16 protein-coding genes are annotated in these 21,245 nt (G+C 63.0%); 6 read left to right on the top strand and 10 right to left on the bottom strand.

What is annotated here, in order from left to right; translation table 11 throughout:
* Window positions 1–16: 16 nt before the first annotated feature.
* The 6 genes from NV1_RS03355 to NV1_RS47210 form a co-directional block, all read right to left on the bottom strand.
* Window positions 17–2,980, bottom strand: coding sequence for a Z1 domain-containing protein (locus NV1_RS03355; protein ID WP_067885346.1), 2,964 nt, complete (start codon window positions 2,978–2,980; stop codon window positions 17–19).
* On the bottom strand, window positions 2,977–3,966 hold the full coding sequence (locus tag NV1_RS03350) for a PD-(D/E)XK motif protein (RefSeq protein ID WP_245713536.1): 990 nt from the start codon (window positions 3,964–3,966) through the stop codon (window positions 2,977–2,979). The genes NV1_RS03355 and NV1_RS03350 overlap by 4 nt, the downstream gene beginning before the upstream one ends.
* Window positions 3,959–5,461: an ATP-binding protein gene (locus NV1_RS03345; RefSeq protein ID WP_067885342.1), complete on the bottom strand. Its 1,503-nt coding sequence runs from the start codon at window positions 5,459–5,461 to the stop codon at window positions 3,959–3,961. The genes NV1_RS03350 and NV1_RS03345 overlap by 8 nt, the downstream gene beginning before the upstream one ends.
* 304 nt (window positions 5,462–5,765) lie before the next feature.
* Entirely contained in the window at window positions 5,766–6,164 is a 399-nt protein-coding gene (locus NV1_RS03340) for a hypothetical protein (RefSeq protein ID WP_157116496.1), read from the bottom strand.
* A gap of 232 nt (window positions 6,165–6,396) precedes the next feature.
* Window positions 6,397–8,265 (bottom strand): ScoMcrA-related endonuclease, encoded by a 1,869-nt coding sequence (locus NV1_RS03335; protein WP_157116494.1) that lies wholly within the window; start codon window positions 8,263–8,265, stop codon window positions 6,397–6,399.
* 88 nt (window positions 8,266–8,353) lie between these two features.
* Window positions 8,354–8,521: a hypothetical protein gene (locus tag NV1_RS47210; protein WP_444980809.1), complete on the bottom strand. Its 168-nt coding sequence runs from the start codon at window positions 8,519–8,521 to the stop codon at window positions 8,354–8,356.
* On the opposite strand from NV1_RS47210, the gene NV1_RS03330 reads away from it, so the two are divergent.
* Complete coding sequence (locus NV1_RS03330) at window positions 8,469–8,657, top strand: hypothetical protein (protein ID WP_157116492.1); 189 nt, start codon at window positions 8,469–8,471, stop codon at window positions 8,655–8,657. The genes NV1_RS47210 and NV1_RS03330 overlap by 53 nt on opposite strands.
* On the opposite strand, the gene NV1_RS47205 is transcribed toward NV1_RS03330, so the two are convergent.
* Entirely contained in the window at window positions 8,587–8,796 is a 210-nt protein-coding gene (locus NV1_RS47205; RefSeq protein ID WP_444980807.1) for a DUF7172 family protein, read from the bottom strand. The genes NV1_RS03330 and NV1_RS47205 overlap by 71 nt on opposite strands.
* Between NV1_RS47205 and NV1_RS03325 the strand changes: the two genes are divergently transcribed.
* Entirely contained in the window at window positions 8,723–9,421 is a 699-nt protein-coding gene (locus NV1_RS03325) for a hypothetical protein (RefSeq protein ID WP_157116490.1), read from the top strand. The genes NV1_RS47205 and NV1_RS03325 overlap by 74 nt on opposite strands.
* Before the next feature lie 1,011 nt (window positions 9,422–10,432).
* On the opposite strand, the gene NV1_RS03315 is transcribed toward NV1_RS03325, so the two are convergent.
* On the bottom strand, window positions 10,433–10,867 hold the full coding sequence (locus NV1_RS03315; protein ID WP_169813281.1) for a hypothetical protein: 435 nt from the start codon (window positions 10,865–10,867) through the stop codon (window positions 10,433–10,435).
* A 280-nt stretch (window positions 10,868–11,147) separates the two neighbouring features.
* The gene (locus NV1_RS43185) at window positions 11,148–11,291 is read right to left on the bottom strand and encodes a hypothetical protein (RefSeq protein WP_157116488.1); all 144 of its coding nucleotides are present in this window, start codon (window positions 11,289–11,291) and stop codon (window positions 11,148–11,150) included.
* An 803-nt stretch (window positions 11,292–12,094) separates the two neighbouring features.
* Between NV1_RS43185 and NV1_RS03310 the strand changes: the two genes are divergently transcribed.
* Complete coding sequence (locus NV1_RS03310; protein WP_157116486.1) at window positions 12,095–14,329, top strand: hypothetical protein; 2,235 nt, start codon at window positions 12,095–12,097, stop codon at window positions 14,327–14,329.
* A gap of 431 nt (window positions 14,330–14,760) precedes the next feature.
* Here NV1_RS03310 and NV1_RS03300 read toward each other — a convergent pair whose 3' ends face one another.
* Window positions 14,761–15,735, bottom strand: coding sequence for an HNH endonuclease signature motif containing protein (locus NV1_RS03300; RefSeq protein WP_067885324.1), 975 nt, complete (start codon window positions 15,733–15,735; stop codon window positions 14,761–14,763).
* Between the two features lie 384 nt (window positions 15,736–16,119).
* Here NV1_RS03300 and NV1_RS03295 point away from each other — a divergent pair, with 384 nt between their 5' ends.
* The 3 genes from NV1_RS03295 to NV1_RS03285 are packed head-to-tail and all read left to right on the top strand — an operon-like array spanning window position 16,120 to window position 20,518.
* Window positions 16,120–16,530, top strand: coding sequence for a plasmid mobilization protein (locus NV1_RS03295; RefSeq protein WP_067885322.1), 411 nt, complete (start codon window positions 16,120–16,122; stop codon window positions 16,528–16,530).
* Window positions 16,527–18,038: a relaxase/mobilization nuclease domain-containing protein gene (locus tag NV1_RS03290; RefSeq protein ID WP_067885320.1), complete on the top strand. Its 1,512-nt coding sequence runs from the start codon at window positions 16,527–16,529 to the stop codon at window positions 18,036–18,038. Before NV1_RS03295 ends, NV1_RS03290 begins: the two co-directional genes overlap by 4 nt.
* On the top strand, window positions 18,035–20,518 hold the full coding sequence (locus NV1_RS03285; RefSeq protein WP_067885318.1) for a hypothetical protein: 2,484 nt from the start codon (window positions 18,035–18,037) through the stop codon (window positions 20,516–20,518). The genes NV1_RS03290 and NV1_RS03285 overlap by 4 nt, the downstream gene beginning before the upstream one ends.
* Window positions 20,519–21,245: the final 727 nt, after the last annotated feature.

Below are 21,245 nucleotides of genomic sequence, written 5' to 3'. Positions count from 1 at the left end.
GACATCGAGGGGTTCGTCAGGCGGTATGCGGGTCGTCAACAACGACGTCGCTTGCCTTGTCGGCCCTCTTGACCTCCCACTGTATAAGCTCACGCCTGCTGTTGATCGACTTATCGGGAACCCTCAGCGAGAGGAGACCAACGACATTGTCTCGGACTACGGGCGCGGCTTCGCTGGTCTCGTCCTGATCGGCTACGAGCGAGATGACTACGACGCCTCGTGTGTCGCTTGCGCCAAGAGGGCCGACCGCCGCCCCCGCTGGTATCGGGTTGGCTGAGAGGATGTTGCGCTTATTTTCTCCTGTGAAGTCAATGCGTGGAGGTTGCGGCCTACGCGCACGCTTCCAGATAGGCGCCTCAAGCCCGAGCTCATCGAACCAGAGCATCCGGCCGGGGGATTGGCGCTGCGGCCAAATAATCGCCCAGTCTCTGATTCGTTGTTTCTCCGTGGCCGTTGCGATGGAGGTTCGAAGCGGTGTGATGACTTTCTCGTAGTCCGGATGCCACGTCAACTTGTCGAACAGCACAAGGAATTCCTCGTTTCCAATCAGTGCCACACGAGCGGGCTGATATTTCGTTTTGCTGTCTGATGGATCGACGTACGGAAGGGTGATCTCAGTCGTAGCTAGTTTGAGCAGTGGCAGCACGACATGCTCAAGATTCGCTTTGTGCTTGGTTCTTTCTTCCCGTCTCGGAATTGAGGACAGCTGATGGAATGCTCCAACGGTCGCGCGGGCCTTTACGACGGCGTTGAACATCTTGTTTCGAGCTGTGGGCTTCAGCCACGGCAGATGTTGACTGACCAGCAGCGGAATCTGTCGAGGCAAGACGATCGGTTTACCGTCCTCATCGAACTCGGCGTATCTGGCAATCTCGTCGCGGAAGGCTTCCTCGTCGAGGAGCAGTGCCTCGAATGCCTCGTAGAGATCCACCTTGTGGTCTCGACGAATATAGAGGCGGACCAGATCACGGTAGCCGTCTCGAAATCCGAACCAACGACCAGCCTGCATCAGAGTGTCTGCCTGATTCGATTTGCGCCGAAAATACGATATCGTGAGGCCCTCAATCGTAAAACCACGGCTGACCTTGGTCCCGCCGACAATTACTCTCCAGACCTTGCCCTTGTCGAAGTCAAGTACCTCCTGCTGGGCCTGGACGCTCGCGTCTGAATTGACGATCAGCACCGGGTCACCGCCAGCGCTGGTCATCTCGGCTATCGCTTCCCGGACGTATGGTTTGACCTCGTCGAATGACTCCGGCCCGGCGCCCTTGGCTCGAGCATTCATAACGCTGAGAAAATCGTGGTCGAAGAGCTTACGAAGACGGGCGAGACCCTCACCCGAAGTGAACTTCCCGTTGTTCCAGAGGCTACGGACGACAAGAGCCGAGTCGAGCTGCTTGGCTTTGGCCACGTTCTCGTGAACGAGCATCGTATGGTGTTGGTGACTCTTGCCGACCTTGGCCTCACGGTACTTCTTGATTGCACCGCTGAGTACCCAAGCATCAAGCGCTTCGCCAAGTTCCTTCTTCCAAAGGCCAGGATCGTCGTCGGGATCGCCTGAAATCGGGCGTACGTATGCGAGTTCGTTTGAGTTTTCGACCGTCTTCGGTGTGGTCTCCCAATCGGAATCGATGTCATGGAATTCTCGGGCCCCCATGTAACCCTCATCTGGTCGAGCCAGCGAGAGTACGAAATCCGACGGGAACAGGTTGGTGTCGTCGTCCGGGTCGATGAACACGTTGGCAAAGGGGGTGGCTGTATAGCCCACGTACTGCGCTCGAGGAACAATCTTCAGGATTTCCGTGATTCGCTCGTTGATTTTCGTACGTTTATCGGACTTCTTGGGATCCTTTGTGTTTACCGAGGCGAGGTCCGATTCGTCGTCGATAATCAGCGCCGGCAGCTCCTTCAGCATGGCCTGCATCGGCTTGAGATCTTTGATGAGCTTTTCCAGCGGATCCTTATGCTTCTTGATGATCACGACGTAAGCATCCGTGTGGAAGAGATTCTCAGCCGCGTTGAGTGGCTTGTCCTGGTCGAGTCGGCTATACCGCAGTTGCGACATCCCCTGGGGAAGGCTTTTGTAGTCGCCGTTGTGTGTGGTGACCCTACGGATCCGCGCCACGCCTGGCTGGTCAAGCGCGACCTGGCTGTGCCTGACGAACTTGTCAGAGAGCCAATCCTTGTCCTGCTGATAATCCAGTCCCTTGGCAACCTCCGGATCATTGGGATCCTGACCTGCCAAAACATTCTCCACACCCATCAGCTCCATGTCGATGCGCCGCTGTGTCTGGGCGCGAAGAATCTCGATGGTGCCAGTCATGACGATCACGAGGCGGTAGCCGGCATCGATCGCCTTAGCGATTACACCGGTGAAGTTTGCCGTCTTACCGCTCTGCACATAACCCACTACAAGGCCTTTGGTCTGCTTGACCTCTGCGCGGAGCGGGTCGGTCAGTCGCTCAACGACCTTGGTGGTGCTCCGGTTGAGATTGGTGATCGAGGAGGCCGGCCACTTCTTCACGTGGGTAAGGTACTTCTCGTAGTCATCCCAGTAGAGAGTGCTGCGCTTATGGCGCGCCTCTTTGTACCATGGCTCGAACTCCTTGGAAATGGTGATGCTGTGTTGTACACGTACCGGGGTCTTCACCCGCAGAATCGCGTCAACCTGTTCGCTGAGTCCAAGTGTTTGGACCACCGCGGTTCGTCGCGCAGTCGTGCCTGCCACGGTCTGCTTGCCGTGCTGGTCGCTGAGTTTGAGATCCTCGCTAGCATCCCAGTTGGACAGTGCTTGTCGCAGTTGGATCATGCCGCCATCGTTCGGCGGGGCCAGGTCGACAAAGGCAAGGAACTCCTCCTCGGAGACCGGATGCTGCGCGAACAGGCTCAGAATCGGAAGCAGCGGCGTCGGCTCCTGGTTGCCGAGGCCTTGCAGCAGGTTCTTCAGCGGTTGGGACAGAGCGAGGGCGTCGGTGCTCATGCAGTCTCCTCTGGGGCTTCGACAAGGCCCGCCAAGGGGCCGGGAAGCGTCTGGTAGGCGAAGTGTGTGACATCGACCCGGTACGAAAGGTCACTCACAGCAGTCATATTCGCTACGACCAGTCCCAACCGGTCGAAGGTCAGGGCTGGGAAGTGGTCGTCGATCTTGTACGCGCGTGGCTCGTTCCGTTTCGTCCAAAACGTCGCGTAGAGCGCGGCGTCCTCATCTCTCCAGCCGCACGCTTCCAGCGCGGCGTCGAGCTTCGGTCGGTATCCACGGGCCTTGGTACGAAGCTGCGAGACGATCTGGGAAAGTGTTCGCCCACCTTCATGATTACTACGGGTGAGCTGAATCGAGATCAGGCTCAGCGGGACTTCCCGAAGCGGTACGAGCTGCGTGAACCCATGCATCACGTGCCGCCGCTGCTCCCCGGAGGTCGTCTTGATCTCAAGGTGAATCTCACCGACGACGAAGTCGTGTTCTTCGGAGAGGGGCCCCTGCCATGCCACGACCGCGGGTCCTGCGCCGACCTCACCTATGAGGTACTCAAGAACGAGCAGCTCGCCATAGAGACCGATCTCCCTGTCCTGACTCAAGCCTGTCTTGCTGGCAAACACGTTGCGATGCTTGGTAATCGCGGTCGCGACGGCGACGGCCAGTGGTGCGTGCTCAAGCTGAAGCTGATCTGCGGTACTCGTCAGGAGGCTGTAGGCGCCATGGAGGTTGTCCTCGACGATCACGGTCAGCTCAGCGAGATCTTCGCCGTCTGCTGCTACTGGATTGAACGTGATGTTGCGCCACCTCGTGAGGTCCGGTTCCGGCGGGGTGAACGGTGTGACGAGGGCGATCGTTCCATTGGCAGGGTAGATGTCGAGGGAGCACTCCGGTGTGCCTGCGATGGGTAGCACGATAGGGTTTCCGGCGTCCCAGAATGCATCAATGTTCGCCAGGGAATAGTGGCGCGCATCATCGATCGGCTCACTCACCGCGCATCTCCTTCTCTACCTCGACCGCGGCGCCGAGGATCGCGCTCCACAGGGCGAGGTTGTCCTTTTCCTTCGCACCGAGGTAGGAACCCTCGAATATCTGATGGGTGAGTAGGAAAATCAACGCCTTGAGGACGGGGGCATCGTTCAGGCTGCCCCCACCCGGAGCGAAGAGAGAGCGGTAGTGCTGGTTCAGCAACAGCGTGCTGTCGTTGAAGTCGATGTCGAACAACTGTCCCTCGGCCATGCGGGTCCAGCGGACATCCAGGCGTTCAAACTTTTTCACACCCAGCTCGATCATTACCTGCTTACGAACCGCCGGCGCAAAGCCTCGGCCCGGGGTAATGACTGGCTGACGCTTGCTCACCCTCTTGTTGCCGGTCTTGTAGGTGTCCTCGGCATCGGCAAGGAACTGATCGAACGTCGTACCGTCCGTTGCTTCGGCTCGTCCCAACGCATCTCGGAACCGTGGCTCGAAGCGCAGGCCCGCTTTCTCTGGGTTCATCGTCAGCAGGCCGCCGATCGCTGACGCGTCATCGATGACGACCCGTGCCAGTTGGCGCTGGCGTGATTGGTTTGCCACGTCCGACCAGCCACCCACCTGAAGCAACCGATCTCTTCTGTAGATGTAGAAGCCCTGGAACTTTTCGCCTGAAGTGCCCTGGATACGGAAGCCCGGAATATCGGTCTTGACCGGCCAGATATGACACCGAAGCGCGACGCGGTGATCGCCGGCGCTGGCCACGATGAGCTTGGGGTACCCGGGGCGCCCCGAGCTGGGATACCCGAACGGGTCGATGGCCTTGACCGGTGTGCCGATGGCCTCGTTCGCGTACTCGAGTTCATCGACCACGATGTCGATCTCGAGGAGGTTCTTCTCGATGAGCCTGTGGAACGTGACGCCGAGGTGCGAGCGAAGCTTCCGTTCGGTCTCGGCCATCCAGGCACGGGCTTCCTCGACGTTGGCTCCGCGGTATGTGCTGCGGAGCCCGGACCAGACGATTGTCGTCCCCCACAGGTAGTCGATGGTCAGACTGCGCTTCTCCTGTGCGAGTGTCGCTGCCTCCTCCGACAGACGCTCGCACGAAAAATCCTTAGAGAAGTCCGCCTTACGAATCCGTCGTCCGACGGGAACGGCGCCGCGCTTGCTCGACCACACAGTCAGCACATCACTGCGGCTGAAGGACGCGGCCTTGAGGCCTACGCCGAAGTGTCCCAAGTCGTTATCGCTGTACTCCCGCTGCAGACCGAGGGTCATGGCCTTGTCGGCGGCAGCACCGTCCATTCCTTTGCCGTTGTCGACCACCTCGACCTGGACAAGCCGGTCGTCCTTGGTAAGCAGCCGGATCGAGATCCGGGTAGCTTCTGCATCCAAACAGTTGTCAACGAGGTCGGCGATCGCCGACTCGAAAGTGTGGTGGGCGCCAAGGCTCTTCACCAGGCCAGCATCGGGCTCAAGCCGGATGATGTCGACGACATCGGTGTCGGCTACCACTGGGCATCCTCGAACTGGCAGACGTCGAATCCGAACACGCGGCTGTCCTCCTACACCATGCACGCAACGCTCTGGCCGAAGCAGAGCGAGTGCCGAATACTCTTCTCCCGCACAGACTTCCTGTTAATCACCGCCAACCCCGCGAGACCTGGATTGATCCGCGCGTCAGCGGTACCAGATCTCAATCGTCACATCTCGAGGACTTGTTTCATCCAAGGCGGTCAAACCTATGCGGCAGCACCGACATTCGAGAGGCTTAGGCCTCTCCGCACGTCAAAGTTGGCGGGCGCCTCGGACCCACCTGCTACAGGACATCGCACGCCGCAGAGCTGCCAGCCGTCTCATCTGGGCCTGCGGTAGGAGGTGTGAGTGGGACTCTGGCAGCGGCCTCCGGCGGAGTGTCAGGGCGGGCCCGGCGCGGCCGGCTGGTCGTCGTCGGTTTCGGTTTAAGCCCGGCGCGGTCGAGGTCGCCGACCTTCGCGCCGGCCTCTTTCGCGGCTTCATAAGCCGCATAAGCCGCTTCCTCTGCTGCGCGCTCTTCGGCGAGCAGCCGCTCGGTCTCCTCCTCGCGAGTGCGCACGCACTTCTGATGCTCGCCGATACGCACCGCCAACTCCCGCACGGCCTGCTCGATCCGCGAGCCGATCATCACCTTCTGATACGCCTCAAGTCCGGCAGACGCCGGATCTTCTTTTCGCGCCATCGCCACGTCCCTTTCGCCAATGAGTTCCTCCCCTATCAATCACCCGACGGGTGTACGCCGGATCAGCGATACGTCCCGAGGTACCGCAGGGAAGCGCCACGCGCACTGCTTATTCTAATGATGCCAAACAACGAGCGGCCTCAAGCTAGCGGAACTGGCCACCGGTGACACGATCTTCCCGATTTGATCTGGGCCTCCGCTAGCTCCAGAGCGCCGGCTCAGCCTGCAGAAGTCAGTCTGTGAATCCAAGTAGCCGCTGCGCCAAAGGGCTGAGGTGGAATCCCTGACCGTCGAGCTCAGGCCACGCCACGCCGATATCGCGGTCCTCCTGAAGATAGTCACACCAGAGCGCGGGAACGGGCATGTCCGCGAGAAAAATGAGTCCGGATGCTGGATCGACGATCTGGAAGTAGCGGTATTCGTACAGCTGACCGACCGCGGCGCGGACAGCATCGGCCCATCGGTCGTTGTCGACATGTTTGGCTTCGATAATCGTCGGCGGAGTGTGTGTGCCGAGATCGATCGCTGCGTTACGCAAGGGATCCCGCCCGCGACCGGTCAGCCACCGAGCGAAGGAGTTCACCAGCGTCTCGTGACTGCGGGTGCGGGTGGCCGACCTCGGTGCGATGTTGGAGACGTACGCGGTGTCAGCCTTCGGTTCGAATGGTTTGAGGTAGCCGGTACGGACAGGCGGCAGCAACGTTCCCGAGTCGTCACCCGAGATGGTCGAAGCGGCGGGTTCAGTCTCGAACAGCACTTTGATGATTGATTGCGGGAGCTTGGCGAAGTAGTTCGACATCAGCGCCAGCTGCGACCGGTCCTGTTTGAACTGGAACGGAAGATGAAGTCGCTGTCCGGGATACATTTGTTCCAGTCGTTCGCGCTCGCCGTAGATGGCGTCGGCTTTGCTGCGTAGGCTCGCCAGGCTCACCTCCTCGGTGAACGGAGTGAAGTCGACCAGCTGAACCGAATAGGTGCGCTCGGTAGTGTCGTGCACCGCGTCGTCGGCCGCGACCGACCGACCTACGAACCGCCGCTCGGGCGCACTGTAGTGATAGACGATGTCGCCTTCACGCACTTCCCGGACCAGGTCGTACCACGGGTCGCGTCGACCGTTCTGGCGATGATCTGGGCAGAGTAGGGATGTCCCCAGCCCATCAAGCTGGCGGATTTCGACCCAACAGTTCTCGCTGGAATCGCTCGTCCACCAATACGCTGGAACGGAGGTGACCTCGCCTGCTGCAGGTGAGCCGCCCGCAGCAGGTACGAGTCGAAACCCCAACCGCCGCAGCAGGCGCGCGACTGTCGCTTCGCCGCCGCTGAAACGACTGGGCCGCAGCACCTCTCGGCCTGGTAGATAACCGTAGGCAACGCCGACGATCGCTTTCGAGTCGTATCGCTGGCCCTCGAAGTCGATATAGAAGGCGCGCGCCTCACCAAAACCATGGCCGGCCAGGAATTCGTCCCTGCCGAGTCGGTCGAACTCCCCGATCGCCGACAGCACCGCATCACGCGTCACCAGATTCAGATTTACAGCCTGTAGCTCAGATGTCTTATCCGGCTGGCTGGCTTCTCCACCGTCCGGGAAAACAGACCTCCCGACCTCGATCCGCCGAAGCAGCTCGTCAAGCTGATCAGCATCCAAGGCCCGGATCGAGCTCTGACGGTCACCGTTAACTCTCGTCGACAGTAACGACTCGGCAGTCAATGCCCCGCGGATCGGTTGCCAGTGCTGGGCGATATGCGCAGTGAAAACCGTCCTCGTCTCATCGCTGATCACCGGGGAATCGAACTCGTCTTTGCATTTGCTGCACCGATACTCAGGCCTGCGACGCTTGCGCCTCTCCACAGCAGCTCTGTTGCAGGAGCGGCACCGCTTGATCTGCACCGGCACATCGTCCTGGACGTTGATGGCGTCTATGACGGAAACACCATGCGCACGCTCGCGATCGTGCACCACCACCGTGTCCCCCACCTCCACACGCCGGCAGTTGCCGACGGTGTTGGTGTAGACGTACTGCACGCCCGGAATATCGTCGTAACCATCGTTGCTGTGCCAGTCCCGATCCTCACCCACCGACTTACAAGCCCATGCAGGCATCGACACCCTCCATCCGGTGAACTCGTTGCAGCCAAGGCAGTTTCGACCGCTGCGCCAACCCTACGGAACACCACCGACAACGATCCGCTCACGCGATAGGCAGGTACGGTTTCGGCGTTCGTCCAGCAAAGATCCGGGCGGCAGCGGTGAGAAGAGCGGTGGCAGTATGTGCCTCACTACCGTTCAGCTGTCGCGGACTGGCGGTGGCAGGGGTGCGGGCGGCCTGGTCGATACCGGTGGTCCACGAGTTCCAGATCTGGATGGCGTTCGGGTTCGAGCAGATGATCGTGCGATACGACCGGATCACCTGCTACCGCATCATCAACGGCAACGGGGATCCGATGTCCACGACATCGAGGCATCGACCAGCAGCTTCCCCGGTGTCGTGGTGAACCCTGCCCCGGTAATCGCCCCGTCAGCGGTCGACGCCGCCGACACCTGCGACACCATCCGGGGCGTGGACCACTTCTCCAACCCCAGTGTGCCGGAGGTGATTCGAAGGTTCCGATCCGTGCATACCCACGGTGCCATCTCAGGTCCTTACGATGAAGGAAAGGAACATCAACGTCGCGACAGGTGTGGTGAAAACCGTTGCAGCACCGACATTGCGGGTACACCAGTCGCAACCGCGACCAAGCTCACGTTGTCGCCCGCATTGAGCCGGACTTGCCCGGCGCAGTTGGCCGTGATGTTGATCCCCGGCACCAACATGTCGAGCTTCACCGGCGCGTCGGGTGTCAGCGTCGCATTCTGCGGCACCAGCGGTGTCCGCGTTGCGGCCGAGCTGCTGCACGCTGGCCGACGAGCTGGTGTCGAACTTCGGCACCGATATGCCGGTGCGGTCGGTCTGGACCCGCACCTGTTGCACGATCGGGCAGGCCTCTCACTGCGACTCTTCCCGCAGCGCCCGCAACTCTTCCGGGGTGCCTGCCCGGTCGAGATTCACCCGCACGTCGATCTTCTAAGTGATAGGTTTCGCTTCGCGTTCGAGCTGTTCCCGCAGCGTGCGCATATGCGTGGTGGCCGCGTCCGCGTCCAGATCGACATCGATGCCGATGGTCAACGGCTGTGCGTCCAAACGGATTTGGACGTTCCGTATGGCCGCAATGACGACGCGGGTCAGCTCGGCATCGAACCCGGCGGCCGTCAGCAGTGATCGGGATACGGATTCCGCCGGGCGCAGTCACGCGCGCACGCTGTCAAAGTGGGGTGCAGAGCTCTGGACGCCGCCACACACCGGCGGTTTGCTGAGCAAACGACGTGCGGTAACTGGTCGTGACCCGAATTATGCTGCTGCGCTCTACATCACAGGCCCGGTTTCGACTATCGTTCTTACAGCCGGATACCGAATGCCTTCCGGCGCATTCTCAAAGGGGTTATCCACAGCAGTTTCGCGCTGTGGATAACTGTGTCCTCGGAGAGGAGGTGATGTCAGATGTCGAAGCGAAGGAGGCGACGAGCCAAGCGGAGAACCTCGGCGGTACTGAGTGTGACCGCCGAGATCCCCGCGCAGTACACAGAAATGCTGGTCAGATGGGCCGTGCTAGCGATAGTGCTGCATAGCCTGCTTTGACCTGGAGGGTGGCCCTGTTGCAGCAGCGGCCACCCTTCGCGTTTCTGCGCTCCGATCACGAATGCTCGCATGATCGGATGCCAGCATGATATCAAGCTATCATTCTCGGCGGGAAAATATGCCTGCTATTTGGCAAGTTGGAAACCGCGATTCAACAGCGGATTAACGCCAGAATTTCCACAAGTTGCCCAGCGGTGGCAAACGTTTCGTCATAGATTTGCGCGCGCAAGTTCGTCGCGGACCACCGAGGCCAGGAACGGATTGTCCTTGTAGCCGGGATGCCACACCCGGCGTGCGAACACCACCGGCCGCCGACCGTGAACCGCAGCATCCGCGCCCGGCGAGTCCGGATCTCATGCGGCCGAGCCGGATCGTGCACGAACCGCGTCGCGTACACCTCCGTCACCACCTGCGCGCCCGCCACCGTGGTCCGGTCACCGATCGTGGACCGCAGGTGCCCGGACCGCACATTCACTCGCCGATTGGCCGTCGTGGTGATCGACCGGCCCAGCCGCCGCACCGTCGGCGCCGCCCGCTGCGCCGCCAGCTCACCCGATCGCGGCGGCGGGCTCCACTCAGTGCTGGCTCGAATCTTCAGCGTCGCTGCGCGCCAGCGTGCCGGGACCGTCTGCCGCGTTTGGGTTTCGGTGTGTCGGTGTGCCATTCGATCACCTTGACGATCCGCGACCGCACCAGCCCGTTCAGACGGGAAGTCCATTCGACCGTGTGTTGTTCGCCCCGCTTGCACACGTCCGAGTTGATTGCGCCCTCGATGGTCACCTTGGCCATACGTCCTCCTACAGTTGCGCGTGCGCGGCCTGCCCCACGCGATAACCAGCCCTTCAGGGTCGAACGGCTCACCCCACCCAGCCCCGTAACCGCGGCGACGCCTTTGGATTCCGCGTCTCGCATCGCCGCGCACAACGCCCGATCGATTCGCCATGAGTCGTCCAGCTGCACCATCGCAATTTCCTCAAGTTCGGCCGGGCATGGGTCCACGGGATGGCAGCGCGCGATGCCGGCCTCCACGGTGATCGCCTCCTGCAGGCGGCAGTTGCCCGCGACGGCTTCGGTGGGGAATTCCTCTGTGCGCCAGCGACGCACGAGCCGAACCCACACATACGGGCCGCGCCGTCGCACGCGGTGTCATCGTCGCTGACCCCGACCCATGGTGACAGGGTGATGATCTCCCCGGCCACGATGTTCACGGCGTCGGTGCCACCGCCCAGTGGCGGCACGTGCTGGTCCGGGGAGAAGAATTGCCGCACCTGGGTCACGGTCAACCCGATCACGGTCGCTGCCTTGTCCATCAGAATGCAGACCGATAGTCCGGTGAGGACACCGCAGACGGCGCGGACCGGTGGTGCGGGTTCACTCCAGCCACCCACATGTCGATCTCCGGTATCCCGGTCTGCTGCTTGTCGAACAGCGCGGCCGGGTTGGACAGCCTCATCGAAACCCCTGCCGGGGCACCGATTCCACGCGCTTTGGTAGGCGGCATTTTCCCTTCGCCGGTGCAGGCGTTCCAGACTCCCGCGCCAGCAACCCCACCCTCTGATCCGCGCCCGCCGGGGGCGGCACGCCTTGCAGGTATTCCACCGACCATGTGCCCGGCGACCCGCCGGGACGCGCAAATCCTGTGCAGGCCAACGGCCCAGGCGGGTATAGAGGCGATTGCCCTCGAGGACATAGGCGATGCTGTGATCTGCGCGCCGTCGATCGTGACGCTGGTGACTTCATGACGGAAAACGCCCTCACCTGGGGGAATTAGATGACCGCTGACGCTGGAGCAATGGCCATGGGATCTACTGCGCAGCAAGACTTTTAACTCTCTGCTGACTTCTCAGTGATCGTCGCTCAGTCGTTCGCCGCCAGGTCCCGTGATCGACGTCAAGATGGTCGAGTTCCGTAGCGGATTAGCCTCTGCGAATAAGTAGGCGGCGCGCGCATCACTGCTCGTAGACACTCCGCTGCACCCCATCCGGTTGTCCGGGTGGGGTGCAGCCGTCTCGAAGGCAAGCAGATTCGACCGTTCTGGTCAGCGCGCTATCCGGCACGAGCAGACGGTCGCCGGCCTCAGATCGGTACGGCCGGTTGATCTTCAACTACCCGGCGTTGTCCGCGTCGGTCAGCGCGAGCAGGGCCCACTACAGAACGTTCTACCTTCGACAGGTCGGTGCCGTTCGTCAGCGACGGTATCGAACGACTGGTTAGATCACAGATTGCTGATAGAGAGGGGCGGGAAGGGGACCTGTCATGACCGCAGAGAATGACGACGACACGCCTTTTGGGTTGCTCACACAGCTGATCCGGATTGCGGTCGGCGCCGGAAGCGCCACTCAACCGGCCGTAGTTGTCGACCAAGACATGGCTGACGTCTTCCCGCCGGACTGGATAGCTACCGCCACCGTCGTGGAGAGCAGTGGTGTTGGCGAAGAGGTGTCGTCACAGCTGGGCGTCCATACTGCCGTGGTGCTTGTTCCGTCATGGATACAGCGATCAGCTGGTTCTCAAGGGCCTGCACATTCAAAATCCTCTGGCCGTGCTCCGTTCGAACAGCTGCTACCGGAGATCGCACCTGTATCGTCGGAATCCATACTGGTGGTTCTTCTTCCGGCGCACGTGTTGTCGAGCCGCGTGACGCCGGTAATATCCATGCGGGTAGGCATTGCCCTGCACTGGGACATCGCAGCGGTGGTCGAGGTCCAGCCTCTTCTGCCCGAAGTCCATCGCACGTTCGAGCTCACTGCGGTCGTTCTGCGCGCGAAGGCGACCGGAGCGATTCCGATCAAGATGTTCAGGATCCCCAAAGAAATCCCACCCAATAGGGTGCGGTCGGACTTTGAACGCCTGCTGAAGCAGAGTGGCGGCCGAAGCGAGTATGGGTACGTGCTGCGTGCCAAACCGGATGGGAAGGCAGGGGTTCATTTCGACCGCGATCATCCGGCGCTGGCGGCCCGTCGAGAGGAGTTATCGGAGTTCGGCGAGGTTCTGAAGCTGGGACACTTCTTCGAGATTCGAAGCGGCATCTACCTTCTTGGTGCCCTCCGAAGGGGACTGCTCGCATCGCCAGAGGAACCAGAGGCAGTCAGAATCCTCGCCGGCCGCGACGTAACTCGAGCGGGAACGATCGGTGCAATTTCTGATAAGTCGCGTTTTGCTCGAGCTCCGTCGGAACAGCACCTGATGCCCGGTGACTTGATAGTTCGAGCGATGTACAGACGCGGCGAGTCAGGCGGACTCGTCTTCGCTCCGGTGACCCCAGCCGACACTCCCGCCTTGGCCGACGACGGGCTACTCGTTCTTCGCCCGCGGGTCGAAAGTCTCGAGAGTGAACGCGATTTCGTACTCCGGTACTTGCGAACACCGCTGGCGTTGGCGCTCGTCACAGGCCGGATGGCGCTGTACAGAGTGTCAGCGCAGGCAATGGCGGAATTGCCTGTCCCCGTACCAGACCAAGACCTCGCCGACGCTCTGACGGGTATCGACAGCGCGAAGGCTCGGTTCGAGCGCTGGTTGGCGGACGCGGACCAACTTCTCGAGTCGGTTTTCCTTGGCGACTCGCCTCGGGCAGCCCGCACATTGGCAATCGAATCAGGGCGAATACTGCGACTCAGGGCTGAAACAGCTTCGCTGCTGGACGATCTGGCGTATACGGTAAGGACTCGCTTCCCGTACCCGATTGCACTGCGATGGCGCGTGGCAGAAGCACTCAACAGTTCAGGCCCGTCCGCAGAAGCGTATGGCTCGTTACTTGACGCTGCGGAGATCCTGCTGTGTTACTGCGCACTGCTCATAATGGCCCTAGCACGCGACCTGGGGGTGGAGCTCGGCTCGGCGAAGGAGATCCGCTCCAAACTTGCCGCCGGTCGTGGTGGGCCCGGGCTGGGGGAATGGGCAGCAGTACTGAGAGAGGCATCCACGAGTAAGCGGCTTCGCTCAGTACCGCTGACGCATCCAATTGCGGATCTCAAGTCTTTGCTCGCTGATGATCGAGCGGAAGCCGCCCGACAACGTCTCACCGCGCGACGTAATGACCAGGCACACCTGCGTCGAATTGACCCGATCGACCTTCCGAGCGCTGTCTCAGAGGCCATGGGAGACTTGACCCTTCTGCTCTCGTCCGCGCGTTTCCTGACGGATTGGCCGCTGCTGCAGGTGACGTCGGTGCGCCGGGATTCGCTGACGTCGTCATCGCGGATCGAATACCGCGAGCTCATGGGTGACCATCCGATAGTCCCTACCAGAACCGCTACCGAGCGAGACAACGAGTTGGAGGTAGACAGCCTCTACTTGCGCGGCCACGAGGGTCGACTCCATCTGTTGAGGCCGTTTCTCATTGGGCTTGACTGCCCGATCTGCCGCGCCTGGTCAACGTTTCACGTCGACCGGGTTAAGCGGGGCATCGCCACTTTAAAGAGCCTTGAACATGGCCATATCGCTGAGGACCCTGGACTCGATGCGGCTTTGAGAATCGTTGGCCTGCTGTGACAGGAATGCGGCAGGCCGAGCGGACAGAAGTTCGAAAGGTCGCAGGCCGCACACACGAGGCCCCCCGCGCGGCGTCCTTCATGTGCGGCCGAATGAGCTCATCTATAGATCGACAGCCCGCGAACTACCCGCCTGGGTCGAGCACCCTGTGGCTCGGATCTATCAACGAGCGCCACACAGTCGCCGGCCCGATATCTCGAAGCCACGACGGCCGACCGCGGATCAGTCCACGCTTCTCAAGTCGTTTCAAGCACCCGTAGACCGACTTCTTCTCCGAAGCCAACGGGGCATCCTCACGGCCGAAAACCTCCTGCGCGATCTCCCATACCGGCATCATGACGTTGTCGCTTTCGAGGCAATCGAGGACTCGCCGCTGAAGCGGGGTCAGGCCGCGGGGATCGCCGACTGGCACCGGTTGCGACGAGCTCACGCTAGCTGTCCCCTTTGCGATGTGTAGTCCAGTGCAGCTCGAACCACGTCCGCTGTTCCGGGGTGACCGTGATGGTCAGTGGTTTGCCGTGCAACTCACCGTAAGTCGCGAACCCGCGGTAGTGGTCGGACACATCGATCAGGTCATTGGTGTCGACCGCGATCTCTCCGCGGTCGAACAGGGTATGCAGGTCCCGGCGTAGCAGGATCCCGCCGTGCTCATGATGCTTGCCGACCTTCGCGTAGCTGTAGAGGTGGCAGGCGTCCAACACCGTCTCGGGAAGGTCCCCGGTGAACGCGCACCGCGTCTTGTACCTGGCCAGCAGACTCTTGCGGAATTCCTTCTGCCCGAGCCGCACCCGAGTTGGTCGAGTGGTGTGACCTCCTTGGATCTGCTTCGTCACCGCATCGAGCGGACCAAACATGTCCGCCCCCGTCGTTCCCTTCGCCGCGGCTCGGAAGGCATCCCAGTTTAGTGCCCGGAAGCTGTTCTGTGACTTCGGTTTCTCGCAGAACGCCCGCAGTTCCTTGGCGCTGAAATCCCCGGCTAGATCCACCCAGGCTTGACCGTGGTCGGAACGATAGGTCTCGACATCAACGTCCTCGAAGACAGGGTCATCGAACTCGGCGCCACAGTCGTAGCAGCGGTAAATGGGCCTGATCGTCTTCCGCGGTTCATAATTCGTCGTTCGACAAGCCGGGTTCGTACAGCGACCGCGGCGCTTCACAGCATGTCCGGTCGTGATCCGCTCGACGACCGATGCGCCCAATGACTCGACTTCGTCCCACAACACCACGATGTCGCCCGGACGGACATTGCGATGATTCGGAACCGTACTGTCCCAACTGTAGCGGCGGGAAGGATCGTCATCGTACTTCTCACCGCCCCCCAACCGGCGATACGCCGCCTTCGACATCACAAGCCACGCCTGACGATCCACAGCACTGGGCAAAGCCACCACATCGTCCTTCGCCACAACTCCCCATAACGACTCAGAAGCCGCGCACACCACGCGGCTAAGCACCCCCAGTATGAGCAGCCACACCGACACATATCGACAGATGCGAGAGCAGCTGCGCGGCCTCCGCTCGTCCTGAGCCTTCGTTGCGGTGCCGATTCACTGGAACCCGATGCTGTTTCGCGCACGACAGCGTGAAGCGCCTCGGGTTCCCACTGAAATCGCTTCAGCCACCGTGAACTTACGCCATAGAGGTGAGCAAGATATCCGAAAAGGGGGGCCTTTTCGTTGCGCCCGGCGACGGGCGCGGACACACTCGGAAGTGATTCGAGTGTGTCTAGTTGTTCCAGTTGTTTGCTCAGAAGCACAAGCAACTGGAACAACAGGAAGGTCGGTGGTCGCGTGGATGGCAGAGCCCGGCGGTCCCATGCCGCGGCGAAGCGCGACATTCACCGCCGGGTCCGTTACACCCCCGACGAACTCGCCCTTGTCGAACAAGCCTCGGCTGCCGCCGGTCTCGAACCCGGGGCCTTCGCCGCGTCCGCCGCGGTCGCCGCGGCGAAAGCTCGCGTACTGCCACGACCTCCGACCGCGCCGCGCACCGGCGCCGAGGTACTCGGCCTGCGCGCCGAGGTCCGCGAACTACGGCGCTTGCTCGGCCTGGCCGGTGGAAACCTCAACCAGATCGCCGCCCGTGCCAACGCCACCGGCGAACCCGTCGGCGACATCACCGCCGCCCTGTCGTTCACCCGCCGTGTCGTCACGCGCATCGACGACTGGCTGATGACGCGGCTGCGGGAGGACCGGCCGTGATCGGCAAAATCCGCAAGGGCTGGAACGCACCCAAGCTGGTCAGCTACTTGGTGGGGCCCGGCCGCCACAACGAACACACCCGACCGACCGTGATCGCGGCATGGCAAAACGACCCCCAAGCACTGCAACCGACCCGCATCGGTCCGGGTGACTTCGACTACGCCCCAGGCGAAGTCCGCAAACTCGGCGCCCACGTCAACGCGGCCGCCGACGCGGCCGGCCTACCTTACGTTCAGCCGCTACCCGGCGAACTGGACTACACCAAACACGGCTACGTGTGGCACGCCTCGGTCACCCTCGACCCCGTTGACGGTGTTCTCGACTTCGACACCTGGGCTGCCCTCGCCGCCGAAATAATGGCTGCCACCGGCATCGCCCCGGCAGAAGACGCCGGCGGTTGTCGCTGGATCGCCGTGCACCACGGCACGAACCGGGCAGGGTCGGACCACATCCACATCGCGGCCGTGCTGGTACGCCAGGACACCGGCCGCCGCTTCTATCCACAGAACGACTACGCCCGCGTTCGCGCGGTCGTGCGGCGCTGGGAGACCAAGCTCGGTCTGCGAGCCACCGCCGCGCCCCGCCGCTCGGGCTCCACCCCGCAAGCCACGCGTGGCGAGCAGGAAAAGGCAGCCCGCCGCGCCGCCAAAGGGCGCCCCGGCGTGCGCACCGCCCAGCCGGGAACGGCGGCACGAGTGCAGTTGCGCCAGGTGATCCGCGAGTCGGCCGCCCTCGCGAGCGGACCCGACGAACTGCTCGCGCGGCTGCGCGACCTCGGCGTGCTCGTTCAGTTGCGCCGCGATTCCCGCGGCCGCATCACCGGTTGGGCAGTGGCCGCAGCGGGCGATGTGTCCGCCCGCACCGGCGAGCCGATCTGGTGGTCGGTCGGCCGCGACATCTCCGCCGACCTGTCGTGGCCACGACTGATCAGCCGATGGACCACCACCACCACGACCGGACCCCGCGCAGCAGGCGAAACCCTCGGCGGGGCTGCCACCATCCTGCGTGACGCCGCGTCACGCCTTCACACCGACCCGGACTCGCCAGCCGCCGAGCACATCGCCTACGAGCTGCACACCGTCCTCGCCGCCTACACGGCCGTCGCCCCGGGCAGGACACTGCGCGAGCTGCTGCACGACTACGAACACATCGTCCTGGCCCCGGAGCCGCCCCCCGCGTTGGCCGCGCGACGGCTGCGGCAGGTGGCCGCCGACCTCGCCGCGTTGCGCACCCTGATCGGCGTACGCCGAGACCCGGTACTCGAACTCGCAGCCGCCCTGGCTGCGCTCGCGATCGAGGTCGCCCACTGGCATCAGACCCGAGAACGCCCTCACCACGCCGACAGGGCCCGCGCCATCGCTGCCGCGCTCACCGGCACCGCATCCGGACCGCCACGCCGTGCCCCGGCAGCGAACACCGCCCGTCGGCAACCCCACCCGACCGAGTCCACCCTTCGCGCCACAACCGCCCCACCGCATCCTTCGACCACCAGGAGCACCCGACAATGACCTATCCCGACGCCCCCGCTTTCGACCTGCCTCGCGACGACCTGATGCGCGGGGCCGCGGCGATCCGCACGGTGGCCGCCGCGATCCGCACCGTGCGCGAACGCCGCGGCCGCGCCGCGTTCTCCGACCCCGAGCACGCCGCCCGACTCCGCGCCGTCGCCGCGCGAAATGCACTGCTGTCCTTCGACTCCGCCACCATCCGCGAATGGAACAGCGCCGACCGCGACAACCGAGTGCGCGGTGCAGCCCATCCCCACACCGGCATGACCGTCCGCGTCACCGAACTCTCGCGCGGCCGCTACGGCGTACAGGCAGGATGGGACGAGAACCACGTCGAAACTGTCGTCGGCGACCAACACCTCGCCAGGCAGCTCGCCGAATGGTTGATGGCCGATCCCACCGTCGACCGGCTCGACGAACTCCGCAACGCTCTGGACCCCCGGGTCCGCCGCCCATCCGCCGACCGCGCCGCCTCAGCCCAGGCATGGGGTCGACGCCACGATCCGCTCTGGCTCACCCACTGGCGCACGCCCGAGGACCTGGTGCGCGCGTGGCGGCAGGCCACCGGCCGCGATCCGGCGTTCAACGCAGACCTGGCCGCCGCCCGCGCCAACGCGGCGGCTGCCGACCCCGACTGGTATCGGGGTTGGTGGCTCCGCCACAGCGACGCACCCACACCCGGCGCGCGGCACCTTGCCGAATTCGAGATCATCCGCCGCCACGGCCGCACTGTTAACCGAGCGGACCCGTCCTCGACAGCTGCCGAGGACGCCGACCGTCATCGGCCCCCAGATGACTCGTCCGTACCACCACAGGGCTCGGCCGATGACCGAACCTCGCCCGACGAACAGGCGGCCCCGACAACCGGCCCGGCAGGCTTCGAGCAAGCACGGGCCTGGGCGCGTGCCACCGATCCGACGTGGTACGACCTCTGGTCGGCCCACTACAGCTGGGCTGACACCCACGACGGGCTGCGCGCGTTGGAGGACGAGTTGCTATCGCGGTGGCGACGGCGCGACACCGTCAGCCCGCCCGCGGACAACGCCAGCAACGATCCCGGCCGCACCCCGATGACTCCAGTGCAGGCCGCCATCCTCACTGACGCTGGCCGACAACCCGATCCAGGACTCACCTGGGTCGAAGCCTCACTGCTCATCGACGAAATACGCGGCACACCCCGCGGGGAGAAAGCAGGAGAGTGGCTGCGCGAGCACGGCCTCAGCGACGAAGCCGCCGACCGCGCCATCGCGGACGCCGTCGCCAAGCTCTACCCCAACAACCCCACCCAGCCGACCTCTCCCACTCCCACGCAAACCCCTTCCTCGGGCGAGGACATCGCCGAGTGGTTCCGTACCCATGACCCCGATTACTTCCGGCAATGGAGCGCCGAGCTCGCCACCGCTCGCGACCAGTTCCGCAGTCAGCGCCAGCTCGCAAAGCTCTGGGCGCAGCTCACTGGCCACGACCTGACCTTCAGCGCCGACCTCGCCGCTGCCCGCTACCAGGCCGCCAACAACGACCCCGACGCCTTACGTCGATGGCGCGAAGACCGCGACGCTGCGACAACCCCAACCGCGCGCCACGAATTCGACCGCCAGCTGATCCAACATTGGCATCCTGCACACAGCTTCCGGGCCGACAACTTCTTCCACACCGAGCCCACCCCGACTCTCGCGCAACTGCTCCGCGGCCGCGTCCCCGACCGGGTGCTCGACCACCCGCGATGGTCTGTCGCGGAAGAGGCCTTTGCGGGCCTGGTGGAGCGAGGCGCGCAAGCGGACAGTCTCGCCGACGCCGTAGCCGCCGTGGACTTCGACCGCGGTGGTATCCGTGCCCCTAGTGGCTACGCGGCATGGCTGATGCGCGACACCGCGAAAGCCACCGTCCCCGATCCCGGCAGCGACGCCGACCGCCGACGTCTGGTCGCCGAGTGGCTGGCCGACGCCGACCCGACCAACCCCATCAACCGCAGCCTCGCCGCCCAACTCGTCGGCGAATTCGACGCTGCTTTTGATGCCGACATCGCCCGCGCCTTCCCTGGCATTCTCGACGGCGACGCCCACCACCACTCCCACTACGACGATCACCCTGACACAACGCTGCTGAACGCGACCAGGCGCGTCTTCGTCGCCGACACCGAGGGCACCGTCCAACCGGCCTTCCGCACTGCGGACCACATCCTCGCTGTCGACGCTCGGGGTCGCACCAACATGCTCACCGCGGTTGACCGGACGTTCATCGCCGACAACCCCACCCAGATCGCGTATCGCAGTCCCGAACCCGACGAACCACAAAACGCCACGCCACCAGCCGAGCCCACCGACGTCAACGACGACACGCTCAGCCGCGCCGAGGCACCACTGACCCCGCCCATCGACGAGACCGTTGCGACGCCCAAGCCAACCCTCCGCCAGCCGCGCCCAGCTGGAATGACAAGCACTCGCAAGCTCAAGCCGTCCCAGCGCCGCCGCACCCCCTGATTTCACTCCCGCAGAGGAACCGGATGTGTTCGACAACCGAGCTCGAGCTGAATACGAAGCACCCGCATCGCTCAATCGAAACCGGATGTGCCACAAGAGTATTGGTTACATCGCACCAACATCGAGCATGAAGGTCGCTGCGGGGCTGGAACGACATCGGCTGACTGATGGATGTGTTACCTGTGCCAATAGACCATCTGCGGCCGTGAAGGGAACTCCTGCAGATACGGCTTGGGCATAGTGACATCCTCTCAGGCCCCACCTACCGGCAAACCATCTCAGTTGACGTGCCCCCCTTCCGTGCAGCAGCCCCAAGGCTTGTTCTGCCTGATTGGTTCCGCACCGGCCAAACGATCCAGAGGCAAGAGGTCAAGCCGAAGGCAATCTAAGTAGTTGCGGAGCGGATGGCTAGTGACGATCAAGGTCTCTTGGCTAGCCCGGGCATCTTGTGTGCGCAACACCGAGTCTTCCCTCTGCTTAAGGCAAACCATTACAGTTCGTGATCCTGCTGACTGAGTGTTGGGCAAGCTGACTGTGCAGCTTCGGTATGGGATAAGCCCTGTTCGCCTGCCTGGCAGGAGATCACGGCGCGGATCCTTCGGAACTTGGCTTTGTCAGGCATCGTGAAGAACCGGAACGGCTCCCCACAGCTGCTCAAGACCGTCAGATGGCCCCGCGCTCGGATGAGTCGCGAGGCCATCTGAATATTGGTGGGTCCGCGCCAACG

It is taken from the genome of Nocardia vaccinii NBRC 15922, from assembly GCF_001613305.1.
Classification (GTDB): Bacteria; Actinomycetota; Actinomycetes; order Mycobacteriales; family Mycobacteriaceae; genus Nocardia; species Nocardia vaccinii.
Note: the sequence above shows the minus strand (reverse complement) of the source record. Positions and strands in the feature narration are given on the sequence as shown.

Excerpts from the sequence above, each read along its gene's own strand:
- NV1_RS03355 (WP_067885346.1), bottom strand. The coding sequence starts at position 2,980 with ATGAGCACCGACGCCCTCGCTCTGTCCCAACCGCTGAAGAACCTGCTG.
- NV1_RS03340 (WP_157116496.1), bottom strand. The coding sequence starts at position 6,164 with ATGGCGCGAAAAGAAGATCCGGCGTCTGCCGGACTTGAGGCGTATCAG.
- NV1_RS03335 (WP_157116494.1), bottom strand. The coding sequence starts at position 8,265 with ATGCCTGCATGGGCTTGTAAGTCGGTGGGTGAGGATCGGGACTGGCAC.
- NV1_RS47205 (WP_444980807.1), bottom strand. The coding sequence starts at position 8,796 with ATGGCACCGTGGGTATGCACGGATCGGAACCTTCGAATCACCTCCGGC.
- NV1_RS43185 (WP_157116488.1), bottom strand. The coding sequence starts at position 11,291 with ATGAGGCTGTCCAACCCGGCCGCGCTGTTCGACAAGCAGCAGACCGGG.
- NV1_RS03310 (WP_157116486.1), top strand. The coding sequence starts at position 12,095 with ATGACCGCAGAGAATGACGACGACACGCCTTTTGGGTTGCTCACACAG.
- NV1_RS03285 (WP_067885318.1), top strand. The coding sequence starts at position 18,035 with ATGACCTATCCCGACGCCCCCGCTTTCGACCTGCCTCGCGACGACCTG.